Source organism: Thiocystis minor, from assembly GCF_016653465.1.
Taxonomy (GTDB): domain Bacteria; phylum Pseudomonadota; class Gammaproteobacteria; order Chromatiales; family Chromatiaceae; genus Chromatium; species Chromatium minus.
This window is the reverse complement of sequence record NZ_NHSQ01000084.1, coordinates 124425-144630: the sequence shown is the minus strand read 5'-3', so window position 1 is coordinate 144630 and position 20206 is coordinate 124425. Positions and strand designations below refer to the sequence as shown.

The following is a 20206-nucleotide window of genomic DNA, read 5'->3' as shown; positions in this document are numbered from 1 at the left end:
CTCAGGCCATGACCAGCGCCAGCTTGCCCGTCACATGCCCCTGCTCGATAAGCGTGTGCGCCTGCGCGGCCTGTTCCAGCGGAAAGGTTTGGGAGACCTGAATGCGCAGTTCGCCGCCATCGATCAGATCGCCGCAGCGACGCAGGATTTCGCCCTGATGGATGCGCGCGCGTGGGAGGTTCCGGAGCATTGGGGTTAGCATCAATTCAAAACTGATGCGCAGATTGCGCAGACGCGCCTCCTTCAGATCCAGCTCCGGACCTGGATCCAGAATCGTCACCAGGTCGCCATACTGGGCCATGGCCGGAATGGTCTGACGAAAGACCGCGGGGCCGACCGTGTCGAGGGCAATGTCCACGCCCTGCCCCTCGGTCCATTCCATCACGGACTCGACCAGATCCTCCTCCCGGTAATTGATGCAGTATTCGGCCCCGAGCGCATGGGCGAAATCGGCTTTTTCCGGACTGCTGACCGTGGTGCAGACACGCGCGCCGGCCGCCCTGGCAAGCTGGATGGCGACATGTCCTACACCGCCCGCGCCGCCATGGATCAACACCCGCTGCCCTTCGACGAGCCGCGCCCGGTCATGCAGCGCCTCCCAGGCGGTGAGTAGCACGAGTGGCGCGGCCGCGGCCTCGACCATGTCGATGGCGCGGGGCTTGGCCTGCGCAAAATGTTGATCCAGAACAATGTATTCGGCATAGTTCCCGACGGAGCCGCCGAGACCGCCGTGACAGAACCAGACCTCGTCGCCCGGTTTGAAGCGGATCACCGACTCGCCCACGGCCTCCACCACGCCCGCGCCGTCACAGCCCAGAATCGCGGGAAGCCCCTCGGGTGCCAGCGGGCCGTTGCGACGGATCTTGGCATCGACTGGATTAACGCCGGCCGCGCTGAGTTTGACCAGAATCTCTTCCGGTCCCGCGATCTCGGGGCGGGGCCGCTCAACCCATTGCAGGACTGACGGTTCGCCGGTTTCGCGCATCTCGATTGCTTTCATTAGGTGCTCCGGATTGGCTCGCGTTAAATCCATCTTCATCATGTAGGGGCGCGGGCATGGGCACGACAAGTGCGATGACCGGACGACCATGGACGGATTACGGCTGACGATTCCTGCGATCGACAAAGGCCAACTGACTGGCGATCGTCTCGACCGCCGGCAACCGAACGCCCTGTCTGGCCACCTCGCGCAGCGGTCGACGGTACAGATACTCGATTTCCAGTTCGCGCCTGGCCAGAAAATCCAACCGCATGCTGGGCGCATAAGACGCCATCCGTTCCGTGGACTCCAGCAGCTTGCGCGTAAAATCATCCTCGAACGGCACTCCGCAGGCCGTGGCACCGACCGCGACCTCGGCCATCAACTGCTCTGCCAGCCGCCGCGCGTCCGGGTCCGCCATGAGGACATCGGTGTTCGCCTCCAGCAGGACCGACAGCCCGTTGAAGGGGATATTCCAGGCGAGTTTGCGCCAGCGGGCCTGGGTCAGCGAGGGCAACGATTCGACCGCGACCCCGCCCGCAGCAAACGACTCCATCAGCCGAGGGATCCAGTCGCGCCCGCGATCGTCAAAGGGGGCAAAGCTGATCTTACCGTAATCGAGGTGTGCGACGTGTCCGGGACCGACCTTGTTCGAGCACAGAAAACACAGCCCCGCAATCAGGCATGCCTGGGGAAACGCTTCGGCCAATTCATCCTCCATGGTCAAGCCGTTCTGGAGATTCAGAATGACCGTCCCGTCGTGGATCAAGGGCTTGAGCAGTTCCGGCAGACGGTGATTCCGAGTCGTCTTGAGCGCGATGCAGACCACCTCGCTCGGCGGAATCGGCTCCGAGGAGGCATAGACATCAACCGGAGCATGCTGCCGGTTGCCGAGCGGCGAATCGACGCGCAATCCCTGCTGGCGAATGAAATCCACATCGCTGTGCGCGATGAAACGCACCACAGCCCCGCCCTGGAGCAATCGCGATCCGTAGAACCCGCCCACGGCACCAGTGCCGAGGATGGTGAAGGTCAATGGCGAAGCAGTCATATCAAAGTTGGCCGTTGGCAGGGCGAGTGTGGCACGACTTGTGTGACACGGCGAAAAAGCCCTTCCCGATCGATTCGATTCGTTGTGAGGCCCGCTGACCGCGTTAACAAAAAGGCCGACCCGATGGCCGGCCTTTTCTGGCTTCCCTGCTCTCCGCCGCGCGCTCTTCCTTTATCGAGAGCGTCTTCAGCGCTGACGCTGGTTCATTGAACCTCGATGCGACGCCGCTCGGTCTTCTCCGTCTTCGGCAGATGGATCTCAAGCACGCCATCCTTGAACTCGGCCTTGACATCCTCCATCGCCACTTCGGCCGGCAACCGGATCGTACGGCTGAAATGACCGTGCGCGATCTCGGAACGGAAGTAGGCGCCCTCATCCTTGGTTTCCTCGTGCCTGCGCTCGCCCTTGATCGTCAGCATATCGCCCGCCAGATCCACTTCGAGGTCTTTCTTCTCGACACCCGGCACCTCAGCCCGGACCAGAACCTCGGCCTCGCGGTCGATCACATCAATCATCGGGGTGATCTCGAACGCCGTCTCCATGCCACCCCACTCCGGCCACAGCCCACGGAACGGATGCAACCAGCCACGCCGCAATCCACCTCGTGTCAAGAGATCGTCGAAAGCGCGATCCATTTCGTCGAAAAGGGTCATTTCACGACGCGGAACCGCCTCGGCGAGCTCGGTGCGTTTGGTTTTCATGACAATCCTCCTCTTCTTGATTTCCATTTTAATTATAGCCCAAGCTTTTCGATCTGCTATTGCCTTGGCACGGTCGAGCGAAGTCGTTTTCCAAACTCGGGCAAGTTCCAATCAACGCCGGCGGATGGCTGACGCGGACGCTCTGCCCGAACTTGGTTTTAGCGTCGGTGGCTATTCCTTGACGTACACTTCTACACGCCGGTTCAGACTCCGGCCAGCGGCCGTGGCATTGTCGGCGATCGGGCGCGCGGCGCCGATCCCTTCGACGCTCAGGCGCACCGCCTCAACGCCACGCTCGATCAATGACTGCCTCACGGCTTCGGCGCGCCGCTGGGAAAGAGACAGATTTAGTTCGGCGCCACCCAAACTGTCCGTGTGGCCTTCAATTCGGACAGTCAACTCAGGCTGTTCCTTGAGTAAGGCGGCGATGCGTTCAAGGCTGGCAAGCTCACCAGCCGGCAGCGTCGCCTGCCCTGGAGAAAAACGCAGCTCAGCCTCCATCAATCGCAACAAAACGCCGCGAGGCGTGTAAGTACCGCCAAGATCGGCAAAACCGGCCTCGCGCGCGCGCAGTTTTGCGATGGCCTTTTCGGCCTCATCACGAAGCGTCTGTTGGGCCGATGCCGATTGGCGCCGATCTTCTTCCAAACGGGCCTCAAGCGTGGCGACCTGGGCATTGGCTGACGCGACCTGCTCCAAAACGCCTTGATCCGTCTCGCTGGTTTCCGCTTGGGCCGTCCGTAATTTGTCTTCGACCGCAGCCAGTTTTTGCTTGGTATCGTCCAGCGTATCCATGAGCGCGATCAGCGCGGCCTGGTGTTGTTGCAATAATTCCGTGCGTACGTTCTTCTCGGTTTCAATCTGCTCATTTAAGACGGCAATGCGGTCCCCGTCTCCGTCGAGCGGACTGACCTCGGTCAGCTTGCTCTGGCTTTGTTCCAGTTCGGACTGAGTACGCTCAAGTTGTTGCTGCGTCTCGGCGAGTTGCTGGCGCACGGCGTCATGGTCCGCCTGGAGCGCTTCCAATCGCGACGTCGTCTCGGCGAGTTGACCGGTCAATGCCTGCCCGTCCTCGACAGCGACCTCGTCTGAGGTCAGAACGCCCGCGGCTAACGCCGTGCGTAACAGGTCGGCGTCCATTGGCGTTGTTTTGGACAGCTTGACCCGCTCATTGAGATGGTTTTCCAGCTCTGTGACCTTCGCCTGATGCTCCGCGGCCGTTTTTTCAATCGCTTTGTGCACATTTGACAGGTCTGACTGCAAGGCGATCATTTTTGCTTGATCGGCCTCGTGGAGCCGTTTCAACTCGGCATAGGCTGCGTCAAGCTCTTCACGCTCGCTGACCGCCTGACGGGTCTTCTGTTGCTCGGCGGCCAAATCGTCCGCGTGGGTTGCGCGAAGCGATGCCAGATTCTGGCCAAAAGCGGCTTTCTCCTGTGCGAGCCTCTCTAACTGCTCTGTCAAAAGGGCTTTTTCTTCTTGATGTCGGTTCCGCAGGGCAGCGATTTCGGCTTGAACGCTATCCTGAGCGTCGACCACTTGATGGAGCCGCGTATCGGTTGCTCTGATCTGTGCGCTCGACTGGTCAATCAGCGCATCCTTTTCCGCGAGTCGGGCGTAGAGTTGGTCGTCGTACCACTCATAGAGCAGGTAGACGCCAATCAGGGCAAGCAGCAGAAAAAACGCCATGGATTTCCAGAACGACGTGCTGGAGTCGGACATCATTATCTCCTTCGGGTGGATTGCGGCGGTGATCGCTCTTCGGCATCGAACGGCGCGATTATCCTGCATTTGCGCCGACGATGCTTGATAAAGCCCGCGTTAGCCCCCAACCGCCGCCAGCGCCTGCCGGGCGATCTCCAGTTCCTCGTTGGTCGGGATCACCAGCACTTTGACCTCGCCGTCCGACGCGCTGATGCAACGCTCGCCACGCGATTCGCGCGAGGCGTTGGCCTCCTCGTCGAGCGCGATTCCCAGGCGCTCCAACCCCTCGCAGGCCCGCCGCCGGATGCCAAGCGAATTCTCGCCGATCCCGCCGGTAAAGACGATGGCGTCGACCCGGCCCAACTCGGCGTAATAGGCGCCGATGTATTTCTTCAGGCGATGGACGGTAATGCCGATGGCCAGTTCGGCGCGTGCGTTGCCGTCCGCGGCAAGTTGCTCGATCTCGCGCATGTCGTTGACGCCGCAGATCCCGAGCAGACCGCTCTGACGATTGAGCAACTGGTCCTGCGCCTCGGCGTCGAGCCCCAGATTTTTGCCGAGATAGATGAGCACGGCCGGGTCGATGTCGCCGCAGCGCGTGCCCATCACCAATCCCTCCAGCGGGGTCAATCCCATCGAGGTATCGATGCACTGGCCCGAGCGAATGGCGGCGGCACTGGCCCCATTGCCCAGATGCAGGGTGATCAGATTGCATTGCTCCAGCGGCTTGCCGAGAACGCGGGCAGCGCGTTTGGCGACGTAACCATGCGAGGTGCCGTGGAAGCCATAGCGCCGGATGCGGTGCTCGGTATAGAGGAACTCCGGGATCGCGTAGCGATAAGCGGTCGGCGGCATGGTCTGATGAAAGGCGGTGTCGAAGACCGCGACCGAGGGCACGGTTGGAAACAGCCGACGCGCCACCGCGATCCCGGCCAGATGCCCCGGATTATGCAGCGGTGCCAACGGAACGACGCCCCGAATCTCGGCCTCCACGGCGTCGTCGACGATCACCGGATGCTTGAAGTTGGGTCCGCCGTGCACCACCCGATGGCCGATCGCCGCCAGCTCAGAGACATCCGCCAGCGCGCCGCTCGCCCGTAGACCGGCGACGATGTGATCGATGCCTTCCTGATGCGTCGGGATTGCCGGTGTCTCCTGTCTGGACTGAGGATTGCCGTCGCCGTCGAGCCAGTTCAGCTTGAGTTCCCCTTCGGCCTCGCCGATCCGCGCCACCTGCCCAAAGGCGATGGCGACCCAGTCCTCGCTGCGGAAGAGTTGATATTTGATCGAGGAACTCCCCGAATTGAGCACCAGCACCTTCATTCGGCGTTCTCCTGGAGGGCGTCGCGTTCGTTCTGTGCCTGAATGGCGGTGATGGCAACGGTATTGACGATATCCGTCACTGTGCAGCCCCGGCTCAAATCGTTGACCGGTTTGTTCAGCCCCTGCAGCACCGGGCCGATGGCGACCGCGCCGGCGCTGCGCTGCACCGCCTTGTAGGTATTGTTGCCGGTGTTGAGGTCCGGGAAGATCAGCACGGTGGCGTGGCCGGCCACCTCGCTGTCGGGCATCTTGGAGCGTCCGATCTCGATATCGACGGCGGCATCGTACTGGATCGGCCCCTCCAGCTTCAGGTCGGGGCGGCGTTCGCGCGCGATCCGCACCGCCTCGCGCACCTTCTCCACGTCCTCGCCCTTGCCCGAGCTGCCGCTCGAATAGGACAGCATGGCGATGCGTGGCTCGATCCCGAAAGCGGCCGCGGTCGCGGCGGAGCTGATGGCGATGTCGGCCAAATCCCGGGAGTTCGGATTGGGGTTAACGGCACAGTCGCCATAGACCAGCACCCGATCCGGCAAACACATGAAAAAGACACTGGAAACCAGCTTGATGCCAGGCTTGGTCTTGACCGTCTCGAAGGCGGGCCGAATGGTGTGTTGGGTGGTGTGGGCGGCGCCGGAGACCATCCCATCGGCTTCGCCCAGATAGACCATCAGGGTGCCGAAATAGCTGACATCCTCCAGGACGTCATACGCCATCTGCTCGGAGATGCACTTGTGCTTGCGCAGCTCGAAATAGGTTTGGGCATAACGCTTGCGGTCGGGCGATGTCAGAGGGTCGATGATGCGGATATCGTCGAGTTTGAGGCCCAGTTCACCGATGCGGCGGCGGATCTTGTCCGGGTCGCCGAGCAGGGTGAGATCGGCGACCTGACGCAGGGTCAGAATCTCGGCTGCGCGCAGAATCCGCTCGTCGCTGCCTTCCGGGAGCACGATGCGCTGGCGCCGCGCCTTGGCGCGCCGGATCAGTTCATACTCGAACATCAGCGGCGTGATCCGGTCGGAATGATGCACGGCGATCCGCCCGCGCAATTCCTCTACGTCCACGTAGCTTTCGAACAGACCGAGCGCGGCGGCGATCTTACGGTCATCGCCGGGCAGGATGGTCGCCTCAATGCGGTTGAGGTTCATGGCCGTGGTAAAGGTGTCGGCGGGCACCTGCATGATCGAGACCTTGGTGCGGCGCAGACCCTCGATCAGACGCTGGACCTTCTCGGCCGGGCGCAGACCGCCGGTCAGCAGCAGACCGGCCACGCGCGGAAAGGAGGAAGACGCATCCGCCGCCAGACTCGCGAGAATGATGTCGGAGCGGTCGCCGGGGGTGATGATGAGACAGCCATCCTCGATATAGCCCAGGAAATCCGGGATCTCCATCGCCGCGATCTTGTAATTCGTGACCACCTGATTCATGGCATCTCCCTCGCCGCAGAGACAATCGGCAGCGAGCGCCTGACGGATTTCGCCAACCGTCGGCATTCCGAGGACGGATTGCTCGGGGAGCACATAGACGTTTTCGTTCTCGGTCAGCAGATCGTAGGCACGGCTCTTGACCGTTTCCACATGCTCGGCGGCCACGCCATTGACGACGCTCGCCAGGAAATCGCCGCCGCGCTCGCGCATCATTTCGTGCGCGATATGCAGGGCGTCGACCGCCTCCTGCGGGCCGCGCCCAAACCCCTTGACCACGACCACCAGGCGGCAGCCGAAGTTATTGGCCAGATCCGCGTTGAAGTCGAATTCCAGCGAGGGGATGAGTCCGTTGTAGTCGGTTCCCGCGCAGACGACTAGGTCGCAGCGTTCCTCCAGCATCTTGAATTTGTTCATGATGAGCTTGAGCAGCTCATCGTAATGACCGCTGCCGAGGAGCTGACGTGCCGTTTCCAGGGTACAGCCGTAGAACATCTCGGGTGGAAAAGGCAGATCGTAGCGGCTGCGGATCAGGTCGGTGAGATTGTCCGGTTCGGATTCCTTTGGCGCGAATGGGCGAAAAAAACCGACCTTTTGGTTGACGGCCGACAATAGTTCCATAAAACCTAGAACCACGACGGATTTTCCGCTGCCGGAACCGGCGCCGGCGATATAGACGCTTTGCATTGTTCTCTCTCTTGAAGGAAGGGGCAGACGACACTGGAGGCACCGAATGCTGCACTGCGCAAAAATACCAGATTCGCTCTTAAAACGCCCGCGACACCCGCCAGGCCCCATAGCTTTCGCTCAGATACGCCCGGCTGGCGAGATAGTTCAGGACATTGCGCAGTCGGTAGAAGCCGACCACCGAATCGACCCGTATCAGCTCTTTGCCCTGTTCGTCGAAAAAGAGGATCGCTGGAGCATAGAACAGGCCAAGCTCGGCGGCCCAGTCGCGCGCCGTGGTGCGCTGGCCGGCGGGCGTGATCACCGGGGTCGCCGAACGCAGATCCAACTGAACGCTGTCGAACTCGCCAAAATACCGATGGATGGCCGGCGCGCGCAGTACCTGGCCGTGCAGCACGTCGCAGGGGTGGCAGTCGCCCTGCTCGAAGAAGACGGCCAGCGGACGCTCGGCCGGATAGCGACGGTCGAGGTTATACGGCGGGGGCGTGAAGAAGGACTCTTCGTTCAGATCCTCGGGCTCGAACACCATGCGATCCTCGCCACGCGCCAGATAGTCGCGAAAGGATTCGCGCCGGTAGTGTCCGTCGGCGACATACTCCAGGGCGGCGCGGAACTGATAGGGCGGGTAATAGCCGCGCAGATGCAGCGCGACGGTCCCGTCTGCGGCATAGAACAGGATAGCGGGCGTGAAGTCGCTGTCCTCGCGCTGCGACCATTCGCGCTCGGTCAGGGTCTCGCCGTCGAGGGTGGTGACCTCCTCGGTCCCCCAGATATCGATGGGGACGGCATCGAAATGCCGGCGGGTGTATTCGACGATGTCGGAGAGTCCGAAATTCACCTGCATGAGCTGATGGCAGTAGGGACAGCGTTTCTGTCCGAAATAGACCATCAGCCCCTGTTTGCCCGCCGCGACTGCCTCGGCCAGGTCCGCGCGAATGTCCAGGAAACTGCGTTTGAACCACTCCGGGTACACGAGAATTTCCTCGCGAGGGAAGTCGTCGAAGCTGTAGGCTTCGTCCGCTGACGGGTCGGGCGTGGCGGCCAGCAGGGTTGGCGGCGGCCATGCGGCGACGAGGCAGACCAGCAGCGCCGCGAGGGTAGTGAAGGATGACATGCGAAGTTTCCAATGCTGTTGTCGTCGAGGTGAAGGCAATGGCCACCACGGGGATCAGTTTTTTCTGTAAACACCTCAGCTTCGTAACGCTCGCATGGCCAGAAACAGCGCGGCGATGGAGCGCGCCTCGTCGAAATCGTCGCGGGCGAGCAGTGCGTCCAGGTCGTTCAGCCGCCAGGGCACGACCTCGATCGGCTCGGGCTCGTCGCCCGGCAGGCGTTGCGCATAGAGCCCCTGCGCCAGCACGATCAAGCTGTGGTGCTGGATATAGCCGGGCACCAGCGACACGCGGTCGATGATGCGCAGATCGCGGGCGGCATAACCGATTTCCTCCTGGATCTCGCGATTGGCGGCGGCGATGGGCTCCTCGCCAGGCTCGACCACACCCTTGGGTAGACCCAATTCATAACGGTCGGTGCCAGCGCCGTATTCGCGGATCAGCAATACCGTTTCGGCATCGAGCATGGGCACAATCATCACCGAATCGGCGCCGCCGGGGATGCGTTCGTAGGTCCGGCGGTTGCCGTTGGCGAATTCCAGATCGACCTGCTCGACCCGAAACAACAGGCTCTCGGCGACCAGACGGCGGTCAAGAATTTTAGGTTTTAGAGGCATACGCGACATCCCGAGGTCAAAAATATGATCGATTGGAACCGGATCGACAGCGTCTTTTTGGACATGGACGGCACCCTGCTCGACCTGCATTTCGATAACCATTTCTGGTTGGAGCATGTGCCGCGCCGCTATGCCGAGGCACGCGGGTTAGCGGTCGAGGCGGCCAAGGCGGAACTGCTGCCGCGCTATCGCGAGATCGAGGGTACCCTGAACTGGTATTGCCTGGATCACTGGAGCCGCGAACTGGGGCTGGATATCCTCCTGCTCAAGCAGGAAGTCGAACATCTGATCGCCGTGCACCCGCATGTGGTGGACTTCCTGGAGACGCTCGCGGCGCTCGGCAAGCGGCGCGTGCTGGTCACCAACGCGCACCAGAAGTCGCTCGGCCTGAAGCTGGAACGCACCCGGCTCGGTGGACATTTCGAACGCATCCTGTCCGCGCACGATTTGGGGCTGGCGAAAGAGGCGCCGGATTTCTGGTCGACACTCCAGGCCATCGAACCCTTCGACCCGGAGCGCACGCTGTTCGTCGACGACAACCTGAGCGTCCTGCGGGCGGCTCAGGCATTCGGCTTCCGCTGGCTGGTCGCGGTGCTGAAGCCGGACTCCAAGAGACCGCGCCGCTCGGTCAGCGAGTTTTTGGCCATTGGCGATTTTTCGGAGTTGCTGACTTCGATGCCTCTACCGGATTAAAAGGCCGGAGGCTCCGTCTGCTGGAGATTGACTTCCCAAGGCAACGCTGTCGATGTGATTTTTGATGACGGAGCGGTTGGAGATGAACTCGTCCTCGCTGAGATTCAGCCTGCCGTAGCTGTGAGCGATTAGCGAACGGATGAATGCCTCGTCTTCGCCGATGAAGGCCAGGCGCTCACGCAGACGCCAGGACGCGGAGACATCGCGCTGGCATCAGCGCTCACCAGAGCAGCGCGAGCGTGCGGTCGTCATGGTGTCCCGGCGCAAAAAAATGCAGCCAGTCGAGCAGACACTTATCGGGTTCTGACGTGGCCAGCAGCGGCGCGATCTCATCCCAAAGAGCATCCCATTTGACCGGATCGTTCAGCCCGTTGTCGGTCTCGAAGCGCGGATCGGAGACGCCATCGGTCATCAGCATGACGGCGGTCAAGTCAGGATAACGGCCGATGCCGATGCGCTTGGCGAAGCCCTGATCGGAAAGCGCGGCGCGATCCAGAAAACGCGTCTGACCGGCGAACTCGCCGCCGTCGGGCGTCCCCATCAGACGAACCTTGCCGCGCGGCCCATAGGCCGCGATGGCGCCGTCGCCCACCCAGAAGATCGCCAGAAAGGTCTCGCGGTCCTGCCGCTTGAGCGCCGCGGCGAGCAGGGTCGTCGCATAATCCCGAACCTCGGCACCCGCGCTCCGCGCCGCCTGTTCGATGGACTGCACGGCGAGCGTGCCCGACTGGTGGAACAGATAATGGAACTCGGCGCCCATGGCCTGCGCGACGCCTTCGGGATCGGCCTCCCAACCGTCCAGGGCGGCGGTCATCCTGGCGCCAAGCTCGCCCGCCAGCGCCTCCGACAGATGCGCGCCGGCGCTTGCAACGGCCAGCCAGGCGCCTTCGCGGGAGTATCGCGCGCTGCCGGCCCCGTCCGCGACCAGGATCACGGACCATTGCGTCTGTGCATCATGGCCGATGAAAAAATCGTCGTCGCGGAAGGTTCCCGCGTGCTCGTGCGAGCGTCCGCGACGACTGGCGGCGGCGATGCTGAACCCGCGACCGGTCAGCAGACGGCGATCCGCGTGGGGCTTGAGGTAAGGCGAACCGTCCGGCGGCTCGATCACCTTCCAGAGACTCTTGGGGTCGGGGTTGACGATTAGCAGGCAATCGCCCGAATAGCGCGTTTTCTCGTCCAGGGTCCAGCTCAACGGGAGTCGGTGGTCGCCGTCCAGCGCGGGGGTTCCGCGCAGTTCGCCGCGATCCGGGTCGAAGGACAGACCAAGGCCATCGGGAATCCGGACATCCCGGATACGCACTGATCGGCCTTCCGCATCCCGTCCCTCGATGCGCGCAGCATAGTCGACGCCCACCTTACCGTTGGGCAGTTGGAAAGTTGCCCTGGGCTCCCGAGGCTTGGCGGGCGCTATGCTGGCCGCTGGAACCTGTCCGGGCGCGCCCTGAACGGAGCCGGACGTCGGCGTGTCGGGCGGGTGCGGAAGGGACATGGCTTTCGTCTCCTCGATGTTCGCTTCCGTCGCTGCCAACGCCTCGCCGGCCTTGGACGCCTCGCGCCTGGACACCGGAGTCTCGGACTGGACGGGCAGCGCCATCGGCATTGCAATCTCCTTGGGTTGCCGGTCCTGAGTACAGGGTTTAAGCGGCCTTCCCGGACAGAGGCGATTCCATATTGCCGTCAACGCGTCCAGGAACCGGAAGGTCTCCTCGAACACCTCGTCGCACTGGACAAACTCATCCAGCGTAAGCGGCGCAATGTCGCCGCGGTCGAAGAATGGACGATCATTGGGTCCGAACAGCCCCCAGAGCAAATTCTCGATCTCCGGCGCCAATTTTTGACGCTGCTCGGGCGTTGGCTTGCGGGCCATGGATGTCATCGCGCCGTCAGCCCCTGCCGCGTCTAACATCGAACCCGTCATCCTCGCTCGCCGGACGGGGGGTGAAGGTCACCTGCTTTTCGCACCAGGGACAGGTCGCCTCTTCCGGGCCATTGATGCACAAGAGCTTCCCGCAGCCGCAGACCGCGAAGGCGGTGGCGTTGCCGCAGTGCGGACAGCCCGGCGCGCCGATCAGATCGGAGGTGTTCACCTTCAGGTCGACGGCGCGAGTATCCGACCAGGCGAAATAGTCTTCATCGAGCGGATAGCAGCCCGCGAGCCGGTAAATCGGCACCTCGAACTTGAAGTCGAGCGTAGCGACATCCTGTAGCTCGCGTTCGTATTTGATGAGGTAGGGCTTGCGGGTCTTCTGACAGCGGCCAACCAGGGTCACGCAGGCCGCATCGGCGAGTGCTGGCGGGGGATCCTTGACGACCTTCATGAAACGCTCGTCCAGGTCCGGCAGCGTCTGGGTGTCGAGCCCCTCGCCCAGGCTCTTGCTCTGGGCGACCACGGAGGCGCTGATCCAGTTGACGAAGCGGCTGAAATCGCCCTCCCGCGTCTCCTCGAACAGGATGACGTTCTCGGTCAGGCGCTTCAGCACCGAAAAATCTGTGTCCTTGCCGATCCCGACCGCGATCAGCGAGGCTCTCCTGGCGTAGTGCGAATTCCAACGGGCAATGGCTGGACCAGGGTCGTCGGTCGGATGACCGTCGGTGAACAGATAGACCAGCGGCTTCCAGTCGCCCTTTTGGTTAGGGGTGGTCTTGACCACCGAGCGGTCGATCTCCGCCATCAGCGCATCGAGCGCGGCCCCGAGACTGGTTCCGCCGCCCAGCGGGAGTTTCGGCGGATAGAAGGAAAACACCTCGATCAGCGGGACGATGGTGTTGGCGACGCCCGCGAAGGCGATTACCGAGAGATGGACGGTCTCAAGCGCGTGAGGATCGCCGCGCAGCGTGCGGACGACGGCCTGAAAGCCGTCTTCCATCTGTCTGAGATGGTCTCCCACCATGGATTCCGAGCAGTCGAGGACGAAAAACACGGGAAGCCTGCGCATGCGTTGCTCCTTTGCGGTGCCATCGGTCGGCGTTCAGTTCGATCACAGCACGAGCTGCACCTCGGGTGGTGGCGGCGGTAGCGTCACCTGATCCGAGACGCCCGCGCTGCTCGATCCGGCGGCGACGCTCGCCGACACCCATTTGAAAAAGCCCGAGAAGGTCGCCGCGTCCATGGTGTCGAGCAGGACGACCCGGTCGGTCAGTTCGAGCAGCGCCTCCTGCTTGACCTTGGGACCGGCGGCACAGGCGACGATCGAGCCGAAATTGCGCATCTTCACCTCGGGAATGGCCTGCCGGAAGGCATGGAGATCCGAGGGGCTGCCGTCGGTCATGAGAAACAGCAGCGGACGCCAGTCGCCCTTGGCGTCGGCGGTGCTTTTTTTCACGTCGCGGTCGACGCACTGGATCAGCAGTTCCAGCGCCGCGCCCATGAAGGTCGCGCCGGAATCGGGCGCCGGGATCTCGTCGAGTTTCACATCGGCCAGCGGGGTCAGCGGCAGCGATTCGCGCGCCTGGATGTCGAAGGTGATGATCGAGAGATGGACGCTCTCCAGCGCGTAGGGATCCTGCCGCAGCGCGCTCAGCATCGCCTGGAGACCGACGTTGACCGAGTGGATGGGCTCGCCGCGCATCGACCCGGAGGTATCGAGCAGGATGTAAACGGGGAGTCTTCTGATGCTCATGTTGGCCTCACTCAGACGGATTGCTTGAGCCACTCCACGGCGGTGTCAGACTCCGATGGGATGTCGGTAGCGTTGAATGTCCAGCCGCCGAACTCTCTCTCCAGTGCGACGAAGAGCAGCGAACCGCAGTCTCGCACGACGCGCTGCGCACACCTTCGCGCAGATCGTCGCCGTTTTCAAGCAGACGGGATTCAAAAACAATAGGAAAGATGCATGAGTCGGGTAGGCACCCCGCACGGTCCATCCGGGCAACCGCGATCGAGCGCATGAATGCCTTGAAAATCGGTTAGAGTGCGCTTCGGAGAAAATCGCACTTCATCTTTCGGATTATGCAGGGGGAGTCAATGAAAGCTTTTCGTTATTCCATTATTGTCACCGTCGCCTGCCTGATCGCGGCGTATTACTGGGGTCTGCAGACCCCGGCTGGAGGCATGGCCGCCGTGTTCCTGGTCATCATCCTCGGAATCATGGAAGTGAGCCTGTCTTTCGACAATGCCGTGGTGAACGCCTCGGTCCTCAAGGAGATGGATGCCAAATGGCAGCAGATCTTCCTGACCGTGGGTATCCTGATCGCCGTGTTCGGCATGCGACTCGTCTTTCCCATCGTGATCGTTGCCGTCGCCTCGGGACAAGGCATGGGAGAGGTCGCGACCATGGCCCTGCAACAACCGGAGCAGTACGCCAAATATCTGGAGGAAAGCCATATCGGCATCTCGGCTTTTGGCGGGATGTTCCTGCTGTTGGTCTTTCTTTATTTCATGATGGATGCCACCAAGGAACTGCATTGGCTCGGTGCCGTCGAGGAGCGGTTATCCAGACTCGGCAAGCTCGATGCCATCGAGGTCATGCTGGCACTGATCGTTCTGTTTCTCCTTCAGGGATTCTTGCCGCTTGAAACCGCCGAGCGTCTTTCGTTGTTGGTGGCGGGCATCGGCGGGGTGATTCTCTATGTCGCCGTGAGCAGCCTGGACAGTCTGTTCGAGAACGAGGAGGAAGGCGCTGCCATGGTGAACACCGCCAAGCGCTCGGGTATCGCCGGCTTTCTCTACCTGGAAGTGCTGGATGCATCCTTCTCCTTCGACGGCGTCATCGGCGCCTTCGCCATCACCCGCGATGTCGTCATTATCATGCTGGGCCTGGCCATCGGCGCCATGTTCGTGCGCTCGCTGACCGTTTATCTGGTCAACAAAGGCACTCTGGACGAATATGTGTTTCTGGAGCATGGCGCGCACTGGGCGATTGGTGCCCTGGCGGGCATCATGCTGGCAAGCATCGTGATCCACATCCCCGAGGTCATCACCGGTTTGATCGGCGTCGCCTTTATCGTTTTGGCCCTGATTTCCTCAGTGCGCTACAAGCGACGGGAAGCCGGCGGCTTGAACGAAGCGGGATAAAAACGGGCAAAAGTTGGCCCCGTTTTGACGTGAAGCAGACCAGAGCGCATTGAGCGCCTGTCGTCCAACGGCCCGGCAGACTCCGCTGTCGGGCCAACCCCTCAAGGCCGCCGCGCGTAAGCCGCATCGAAAATCGCTTCCAGTCCGGGATGCGTGCCGCGCAACTGATCGATCACTTCGGCGGACCAATCGAAATAGCCTTGGCGGCGCGCGAGATCCCAGCCGCTCGGCGGATTGTCCGCCACATCCCGCAGGTTGCAGATCTTGTCGGCAAGTTTGACCAGCCGCGCCCCTTCGCTGGCGCCCGCGGCGTGAAGCACCTGCTGGCGTTTCCGCTCGGCCTTCGGCAATGCCTTGTCGTCCGTCACCTCCATGACCAGATCGCGGATCGCGGGGCCAAACCGTTCCGCGAGTTCCTCGGGTGTGGTCTCGGTGTCTTCCACCGTGTCATGGAGCAGCGCCGCGCCGAGGACGAGCGGATCCTGGATCCCGGCCTCCAGCGCGAGCACGCGCATCAGCGCGATGGGGTGATTGATGTAGGGTGAGGCATCCCGGTCCTTGCGCCGCTGATCCCGGTGTTTGTGCGCGGCGAAACTCAGTGCGTCGACCACGCGTGCAAAGTCGGCTTGATTCATCGGTCCTCCGCCGGATCTCGGTTCAGCGCCCGGACGCAAAAAGTTCGCGGCACAGCGCCCGCCGCTCCTTGTCGAACGCGTCGGCAAAGACCGCCGCGAAACCGTCGCGCAGGGCCTGCTGGCGCTCCAGCAGATGCCCGATCAATGCCCCCATGGCCAGCAGGGTTGCGGTCTCGGCACGGCCCTCGTCGCGCATCCGTTGCGCCAGTTCGGACAGATGGCCAACCTGGACCACCAGATCCTGAAACCCGCCGAGATGATCGAGCAGGGTCTTGAGCAGATCGATCAGGCGACGGATGTCATGGTCGGGATAGATCGTCCGGAAAAACTCCATCAGATACCGCAGCTTCTTGCAGCTCTTGCGCAGTTCGTGCAGATCCTCGGGCGGTGAATCCGCCCGCAACGCCCGGCCCTCCCGACGCACCCGCCTGACGAGTCGCCAGATGCGCTCGTCGGCAAGCTCCTTGACGGGGCGCAGGCCATTGGCGGTGCCGGACACCTCGGGGACCGGCGCGTCCAGAAAGGCCAACCAGTCCTGGACCAGATGGACGAACTCGTCAGAATCGAGTGCCGCCAACAAGCGGCCATGTTCGCCCTCCTGGAGCGTCAGAAGATAGTCGCGCAGCGGCTCCAGAGCCGGCCGCAGGGACGCGGGCAGACTCTGTTCATAACCCTCGAAATGCAGCAGATGGACATCCAGATCGCGCAACGGATTGGTCACCTGCTGAAGCCAGGCGAAACGGGATTTGTAAATCTCCACCAGATCGCCCGGGAAAACCCCTTTGATCTGTGTCAGTGCCGAGCGGGTCCGCCGCGTGGCGACGCGCAGATCGTGCAGAAACTCGGGATCCTGATTCGCCCGCACCCCATCGAGATTCGCGAGCAGGGTGTCGAACTGTCTTTTCAGAATTTCCTTGGCGACGACATCCGCCCGCTGGGTCGCATCGAGCGATGGATCGGGCGCGCTGGATTTGGTCATTTACCGATCCCTCTGTCTTGTTGATCTCAGTACCCACAGCCGTTCTCGTTTTGGCGTCATCCGCCATCGCAGGAGCCCGCTTGCGGGCGACATGATCTGCGAAAAGCCTTTGGGTTTGCTCCCCGCGCCCGCAAATCACCCGCAGGCCCGTCAATCGCCCGCAAGCGGGCTCATACGTCAAAATGAGAACGGCTACAGCGCCCATACGCACCGGGTGGAGCGTGGTAAAGATCCAATCGTCAGTCAAAGTATTGATGGATCGACGCCGCCTGGCAAACCCCGCGAGGTTCGAGCAGTCGAAACCTTCATCCGTTTGAGCTAAGGTCACGGACTGACCGCTCACAACCAACGCGGAGAGACCGACTCATGAGCAAACTCGCGCAACTCAAGAGCATGACCACCGTGGTCGCGGACACCGGAGATTTCGAGGCGATCATCGATTATCAACCCCAGGACGCCACGACGAATCCATCGCTGCTCTACAAAGCGGCCCAGATGCCCCAGTATCGCGACCTGATGCAGGAAGCGGCGCTGTTCGGTCAGGAGCGGGGCGGCAGCGACAGTCTTGCCCAGGCAAGATGGACCATGGACAAACTGGCCGTCAACTTCGGCACCGAGATCCTCAAGATCGTGCCGGGGCGGGTCTCCACCGAGATCGACGCGCGGCTCTCCTTCGACACGGATGCCACCCTGCGCCGCGCCGAGGGGCTGGTGGCGCTTTATCAGGACACGGGCATCGATCCGAGCCGCCAGGTGCTGTTCAAGATCGCCGCCACCTGGGAGGGCATCCGCGCCGCCGGGATTCTGGAACGCCAGGGCATTCACTGCAACCTGACCCTTCTATTCGGCTTCGCCCAGGCCGTCGCCTGCGCCGACGCCGGCGTGACGTTGATCTCGCCCTTCGTCGGGCGGATCCTCGATTGGTATAAAAAAGCCGAAAACGTCGCCGGCTACCCCGCCGACGAGGATCCGGGAGTCCAATCGGTGACCCGGATCTTCAACTATTACAAGCGTCACGGCTATGAGACGGTCGTCATGGGCGCCAGTTTCCGCAATCTCGACGAGATTCTGGAACTGGCCGGTTGCGATTACCTGACCATCTCGCCCGCCTTGCTGGGCGAGCTGGCCTCCACGGAGGGCGAGGTTCCGCGCAAGCTGGATGCCGAGCGGGCGCGCACGCTGGAGATTCCGAAGGTCGCCTATGACGAACCCGGCTTCCGCTGGGAACTCAACGAAGACGCCATGGCGACCGAAAAGCTTGCCGAAGGCATCCGGCTGTTTACCGCCGATACCCGCAAATTGGAGCAGTTCGCCCACGAAGTTTGTCGGAGTTGTTGAGACAGTTGGCAGTTGCTAGCTTTATGTTGGCGCTACTTGATGGCTTTAGAACAATCCCCGGCGGCTGATCGCTGGATCTTGTTGAGCAGTGAAACCATGACACCACACAGCACCGCACAGCGGAATCCGGGCCACCTCGCGGCAGGGACGGGAGCGCGACCATGACGCGCGCCCGTCGCTTGATCAGCTTCGACTGGGCGATGAAGCGCCTATTACGCAGCAAGGCCCATTTCGGGATTCTCGAAGGCTTCCTCAGCGAACTGCTGCGCGAAGACATTCAGATCCTGGAAATCCTGGAGAGCGAGAGCAACAAGGACACCGCGATCGAGAAACAGAACCGGGTGGATCTGAAGACGCGCAATGCCGGGGGCGAGATCGTCCTGATCGAGGTGCAATATCAACGGCAGTTCGATTATTTGCAGCGGATTCTGCACAGCACCGCGCGCACGGTGGTGGAAAATCTTCAGGAAGGTCAGCCCTACGGCGAAGTGGCCAAGGTCATCTCGGTCAGCATTCTCTATTTCGACCTGGGTCAGGGGCAGGATTATGTCTATCACGGCGCGACCCGCTTCATCGGTCTGCACCAGCACGACGAATTGCGGCTGAGCGAGGCGCAGGAGGAACTCTACCGACGGCGCGAACCGCATGCCTTGTTCCCGGAGTACTACCTGATCAAGGTGAATCAATTCGACGACGTAGCGCGAGACTCGCTGGACGAGTGGATTTATTTTCTCAAGCACGAGGAGGTTCCGGAGGGCTTCCGGGCACGCGGGTTACAACAGGCCAAAGAACAGTTGGATATTCTGAAACTCCCCGATGCCGAGCGGCGCGCCTACGAACGCTATCAGGACGATTTGCACCAGCAGGCCAGCATGGTGCAGTCCTCCTATGGCTGGGGGATGCATCAGGGGCGGAAGCTGGGGCGGAAGCTGGGGCGAGAGGAAGGGCGAGAGGAAGGGCGAGAAGAAGGGCGAGAAGAAGGCCAACAACAGGAACGCCTGCGCATCGCCCGGAGCCTGCTGGATGTCATCGACGATAACCGGCTGCTGGCCGACAAGACCGGGTTGAGCGAGACCGAGGTACGCGCGTTGCGAGAGCAGCGGGATTAAACGCCAACCGCCCGCGCTTTCGAGTACCCTAGCCGGATGGAACATCATCCCCGCAAACGCTTCGGCCAGAATTTTCTCCACGATCCCGCGATCATTGAGCGGATCCACTCCGTCATTGGCGCCAAACCAGGAGAACGGCTCCTGGAGATCGGCCCCGGACAGGGCGCCATCACCAAAGGTTTGCTGACTGCGGCAGGCACGCTCGATGTGGTCGAACTTGACCGCGACCTTATCGAGCCGCTGCGCCAACGCCTGGGTCCGCTCGGGGATCTACGCATCCACAATGTCGACGCGCTCAAGTTCGATTTGCGTGATCTGGCCAGCAATGGCGAGCGACTGCGCATCGTCGGCAATCTGCCCTACAACATCTCCACCCCCATCCTGTTTCATTTCCTGGAGCAATCCGACTGCATCCTCGATCTGCACTTGATGCTGCAAAAGGAAGTCGTGGACCGGATCGTCGCCGACCCGGGCGACAAGATCTATGGGCGTCTCTCGGTCATGGTGCAGAGCCTGTGCAGCGCAAGCTGTCTGTTTCGGATCGGACCCGGCGCCTTTACTCCGGCCCCCAAGGTCGAATCCGCCTTTGTGCGTCTGCGCCCGCTGCGCCCCCAGCCCCATCAGATCGACGATCCGGCGCTCCATGCGCGCATCGTCGCGGCCGCCTTCGGGCAGCGGCGCAAGACCCTGCGCAACAGCCTCTCCAAACTGATTGATCAGAGCCTGTTCGATGAAACCGGGATCGATCAGACGCTGCGGGCGGAAAACCTAGATGTCGCCAGTTACGCCCGGCTCGCGAATGCCGCTTGCAAATCCACGCCAAAGACCTGAAATTCGCTA

Annotated in this window: 18 protein-coding genes; 5 read left to right on the top strand and 13 right to left on the bottom strand. The window is 62.0% G+C overall.

Annotated elements, in window-relative coordinates:
• Nucleotide 1: 1 nt before the first annotated feature.
• The 8 genes from CCR95_RS12225 to nudE all read right to left on the bottom strand — a co-directional run bounded on the left by CCR95_RS12225 (nt 2) and on the right by nudE (nt 9595).
• Nucleotides 2-1000 carry a zinc-dependent alcohol dehydrogenase family protein gene (locus CCR95_RS12225; RefSeq protein ID WP_201094658.1) on the bottom strand — a complete coding sequence of 333 codons (999 nt, stop codon included), beginning with the start codon at nt 998-1000 and terminating at the stop codon, nt 2-4.
• Between the two features lie 97 nt (nt 1001-1097).
• Nucleotides 1098-2030, bottom strand: a complete 933-nt coding sequence (locus CCR95_RS12220) for a 2-dehydropantoate 2-reductase (protein ID WP_201094655.1) — start codon at nt 2028-2030, stop codon at nt 1098-1100.
• 203 nt (nt 2031-2233) lie between these two features.
• On the bottom strand, nt 2234-2842 hold the full coding sequence (locus CCR95_RS12215) for an Hsp20/alpha crystallin family protein (protein ID WP_242523207.1): 609 nt from the start codon (nt 2840-2842) through the stop codon (nt 2234-2236).
• A gap of 60 nt (nt 2843-2902) precedes the next feature.
• Entirely contained in the window at nt 2903-4453 is a 1551-nt protein-coding gene (locus CCR95_RS12210) for an OmpA family protein (RefSeq protein WP_201094653.1), read from the bottom strand.
• A 99-nt stretch (nt 4454-4552) separates the two neighbouring features.
• Nucleotides 4553-5758, bottom strand: coding sequence for an acetate/propionate family kinase (locus tag CCR95_RS12205; RefSeq protein WP_201094651.1), 1206 nt, complete (start codon nt 5756-5758; stop codon nt 4553-4555).
• Nucleotides 5755-7866: a phosphate acetyltransferase gene (pta, locus tag CCR95_RS12200; RefSeq protein WP_201094649.1), complete on the bottom strand. Its 2112-nt coding sequence runs from the start codon at nt 7864-7866 to the stop codon at nt 5755-5757. The genes CCR95_RS12205 and pta overlap by 4 nt, the downstream gene beginning before the upstream one ends.
• A gap of 79 nt (nt 7867-7945) precedes the next feature.
• Entirely contained in the window at nt 7946-8980 is a 1035-nt protein-coding gene (locus CCR95_RS12195) for a thioredoxin family protein (RefSeq protein ID WP_201094647.1), read from the bottom strand.
• A gap of 75 nt (nt 8981-9055) precedes the next feature.
• Nucleotides 9056-9595 carry an ADP compounds hydrolase NudE gene (gene nudE / locus CCR95_RS12190; protein WP_201094646.1) on the bottom strand — a complete coding sequence of 180 codons (540 nt, stop codon included), beginning with the start codon at nt 9593-9595 and terminating at the stop codon, nt 9056-9058.
• A 24-nt stretch (nt 9596-9619) separates the two neighbouring features.
• Between nudE and yrfG the strand changes: the two genes are divergently transcribed.
• Nucleotides 9620-10288, top strand: a complete 669-nt coding sequence (yrfG, locus tag CCR95_RS12185) for a GMP/IMP nucleotidase (protein ID WP_201094644.1) — start codon at nt 9620-9622, stop codon at nt 10286-10288.
• A 220-nt stretch (nt 10289-10508) separates the two neighbouring features.
• Here the strand turns inward: yrfG and CCR95_RS12180 are convergent, their stop codons facing one another.
• The 3 genes from CCR95_RS12180 to CCR95_RS12170 are packed head-to-tail and all read right to left on the bottom strand — an operon-like array spanning nt 10509 to nt 13911.
• The gene (locus tag CCR95_RS12180) at nt 10509-12158 is read right to left on the bottom strand and encodes a PP2C family serine/threonine-protein phosphatase (protein WP_242523206.1); all 1650 of its coding nucleotides are present in this window, start codon (nt 12156-12158) and stop codon (nt 10509-10511) included.
• 16 nt (nt 12159-12174) lie between these two features.
• A complete protein-coding gene (locus CCR95_RS12175) occupies nt 12175-13227 on the bottom strand; it encodes a TerY-C metal binding domain-containing protein (RefSeq protein WP_201094642.1) in 1053 nt (350 codons plus the stop codon).
• Nucleotides 13228-13269: 42 nt separating this feature from the next.
• Nucleotides 13270-13911: a vWA domain-containing protein gene (locus CCR95_RS12170; RefSeq protein ID WP_201094640.1), complete on the bottom strand. Its 642-nt coding sequence runs from the start codon at nt 13909-13911 to the stop codon at nt 13270-13272.
• A gap of 344 nt (nt 13912-14255) precedes the next feature.
• Here CCR95_RS12170 and CCR95_RS12165 point away from each other — a divergent pair, with 344 nt between their 5' ends.
• Nucleotides 14256-15305, top strand: coding sequence for a DUF475 domain-containing protein (locus CCR95_RS12165; RefSeq protein ID WP_201094638.1), 1050 nt, complete (start codon nt 14256-14258; stop codon nt 15303-15305).
• A gap of 101 nt (nt 15306-15406) precedes the next feature.
• Here the strand turns inward: CCR95_RS12165 and CCR95_RS12160 are convergent, their stop codons facing one another.
• Both CCR95_RS12160 and CCR95_RS12155 read right to left on the bottom strand, forming a co-directional pair.
• Nucleotides 15407-15940, bottom strand: a complete 534-nt coding sequence (locus CCR95_RS12160; protein WP_201094636.1) for an HD domain-containing protein — start codon at nt 15938-15940, stop codon at nt 15407-15409.
• A gap of 22 nt (nt 15941-15962) precedes the next feature.
• Nucleotides 15963-16919, bottom strand: a complete 957-nt coding sequence (locus tag CCR95_RS12155) for a CHAD domain-containing protein (protein ID WP_201094634.1) — start codon at nt 16917-16919, stop codon at nt 15963-15965.
• Nucleotides 16920-17285: 366 nt separating this feature from the next.
• Here CCR95_RS12155 and tal point away from each other — a divergent pair, with 366 nt between their 5' ends.
• From tal to rsmA, 3 genes are all read left to right on the top strand, one after another.
• Nucleotides 17286-18257 (top strand): transaldolase, encoded by a 972-nt coding sequence (gene tal / locus CCR95_RS12150; protein WP_201094633.1) that lies wholly within the window; start codon nt 17286-17288, stop codon nt 18255-18257.
• A 161-nt stretch (nt 18258-18418) separates the two neighbouring features.
• A complete protein-coding gene (locus CCR95_RS12145; protein ID WP_201094632.1) occupies nt 18419-19366 on the top strand; it encodes an Rpn family recombination-promoting nuclease/putative transposase in 948 nt (315 codons plus the stop codon).
• 36 nt (nt 19367-19402) lie between these two features.
• On the top strand, nt 19403-20197 hold the full coding sequence (gene rsmA / locus CCR95_RS12140) for a 16S rRNA (adenine(1518)-N(6)/adenine(1519)-N(6))-dimethyltransferase RsmA (RefSeq protein ID WP_201094630.1): 795 nt from the start codon (nt 19403-19405) through the stop codon (nt 20195-20197).
• Nucleotides 20198-20206 lie beyond the last annotated feature (9 nt).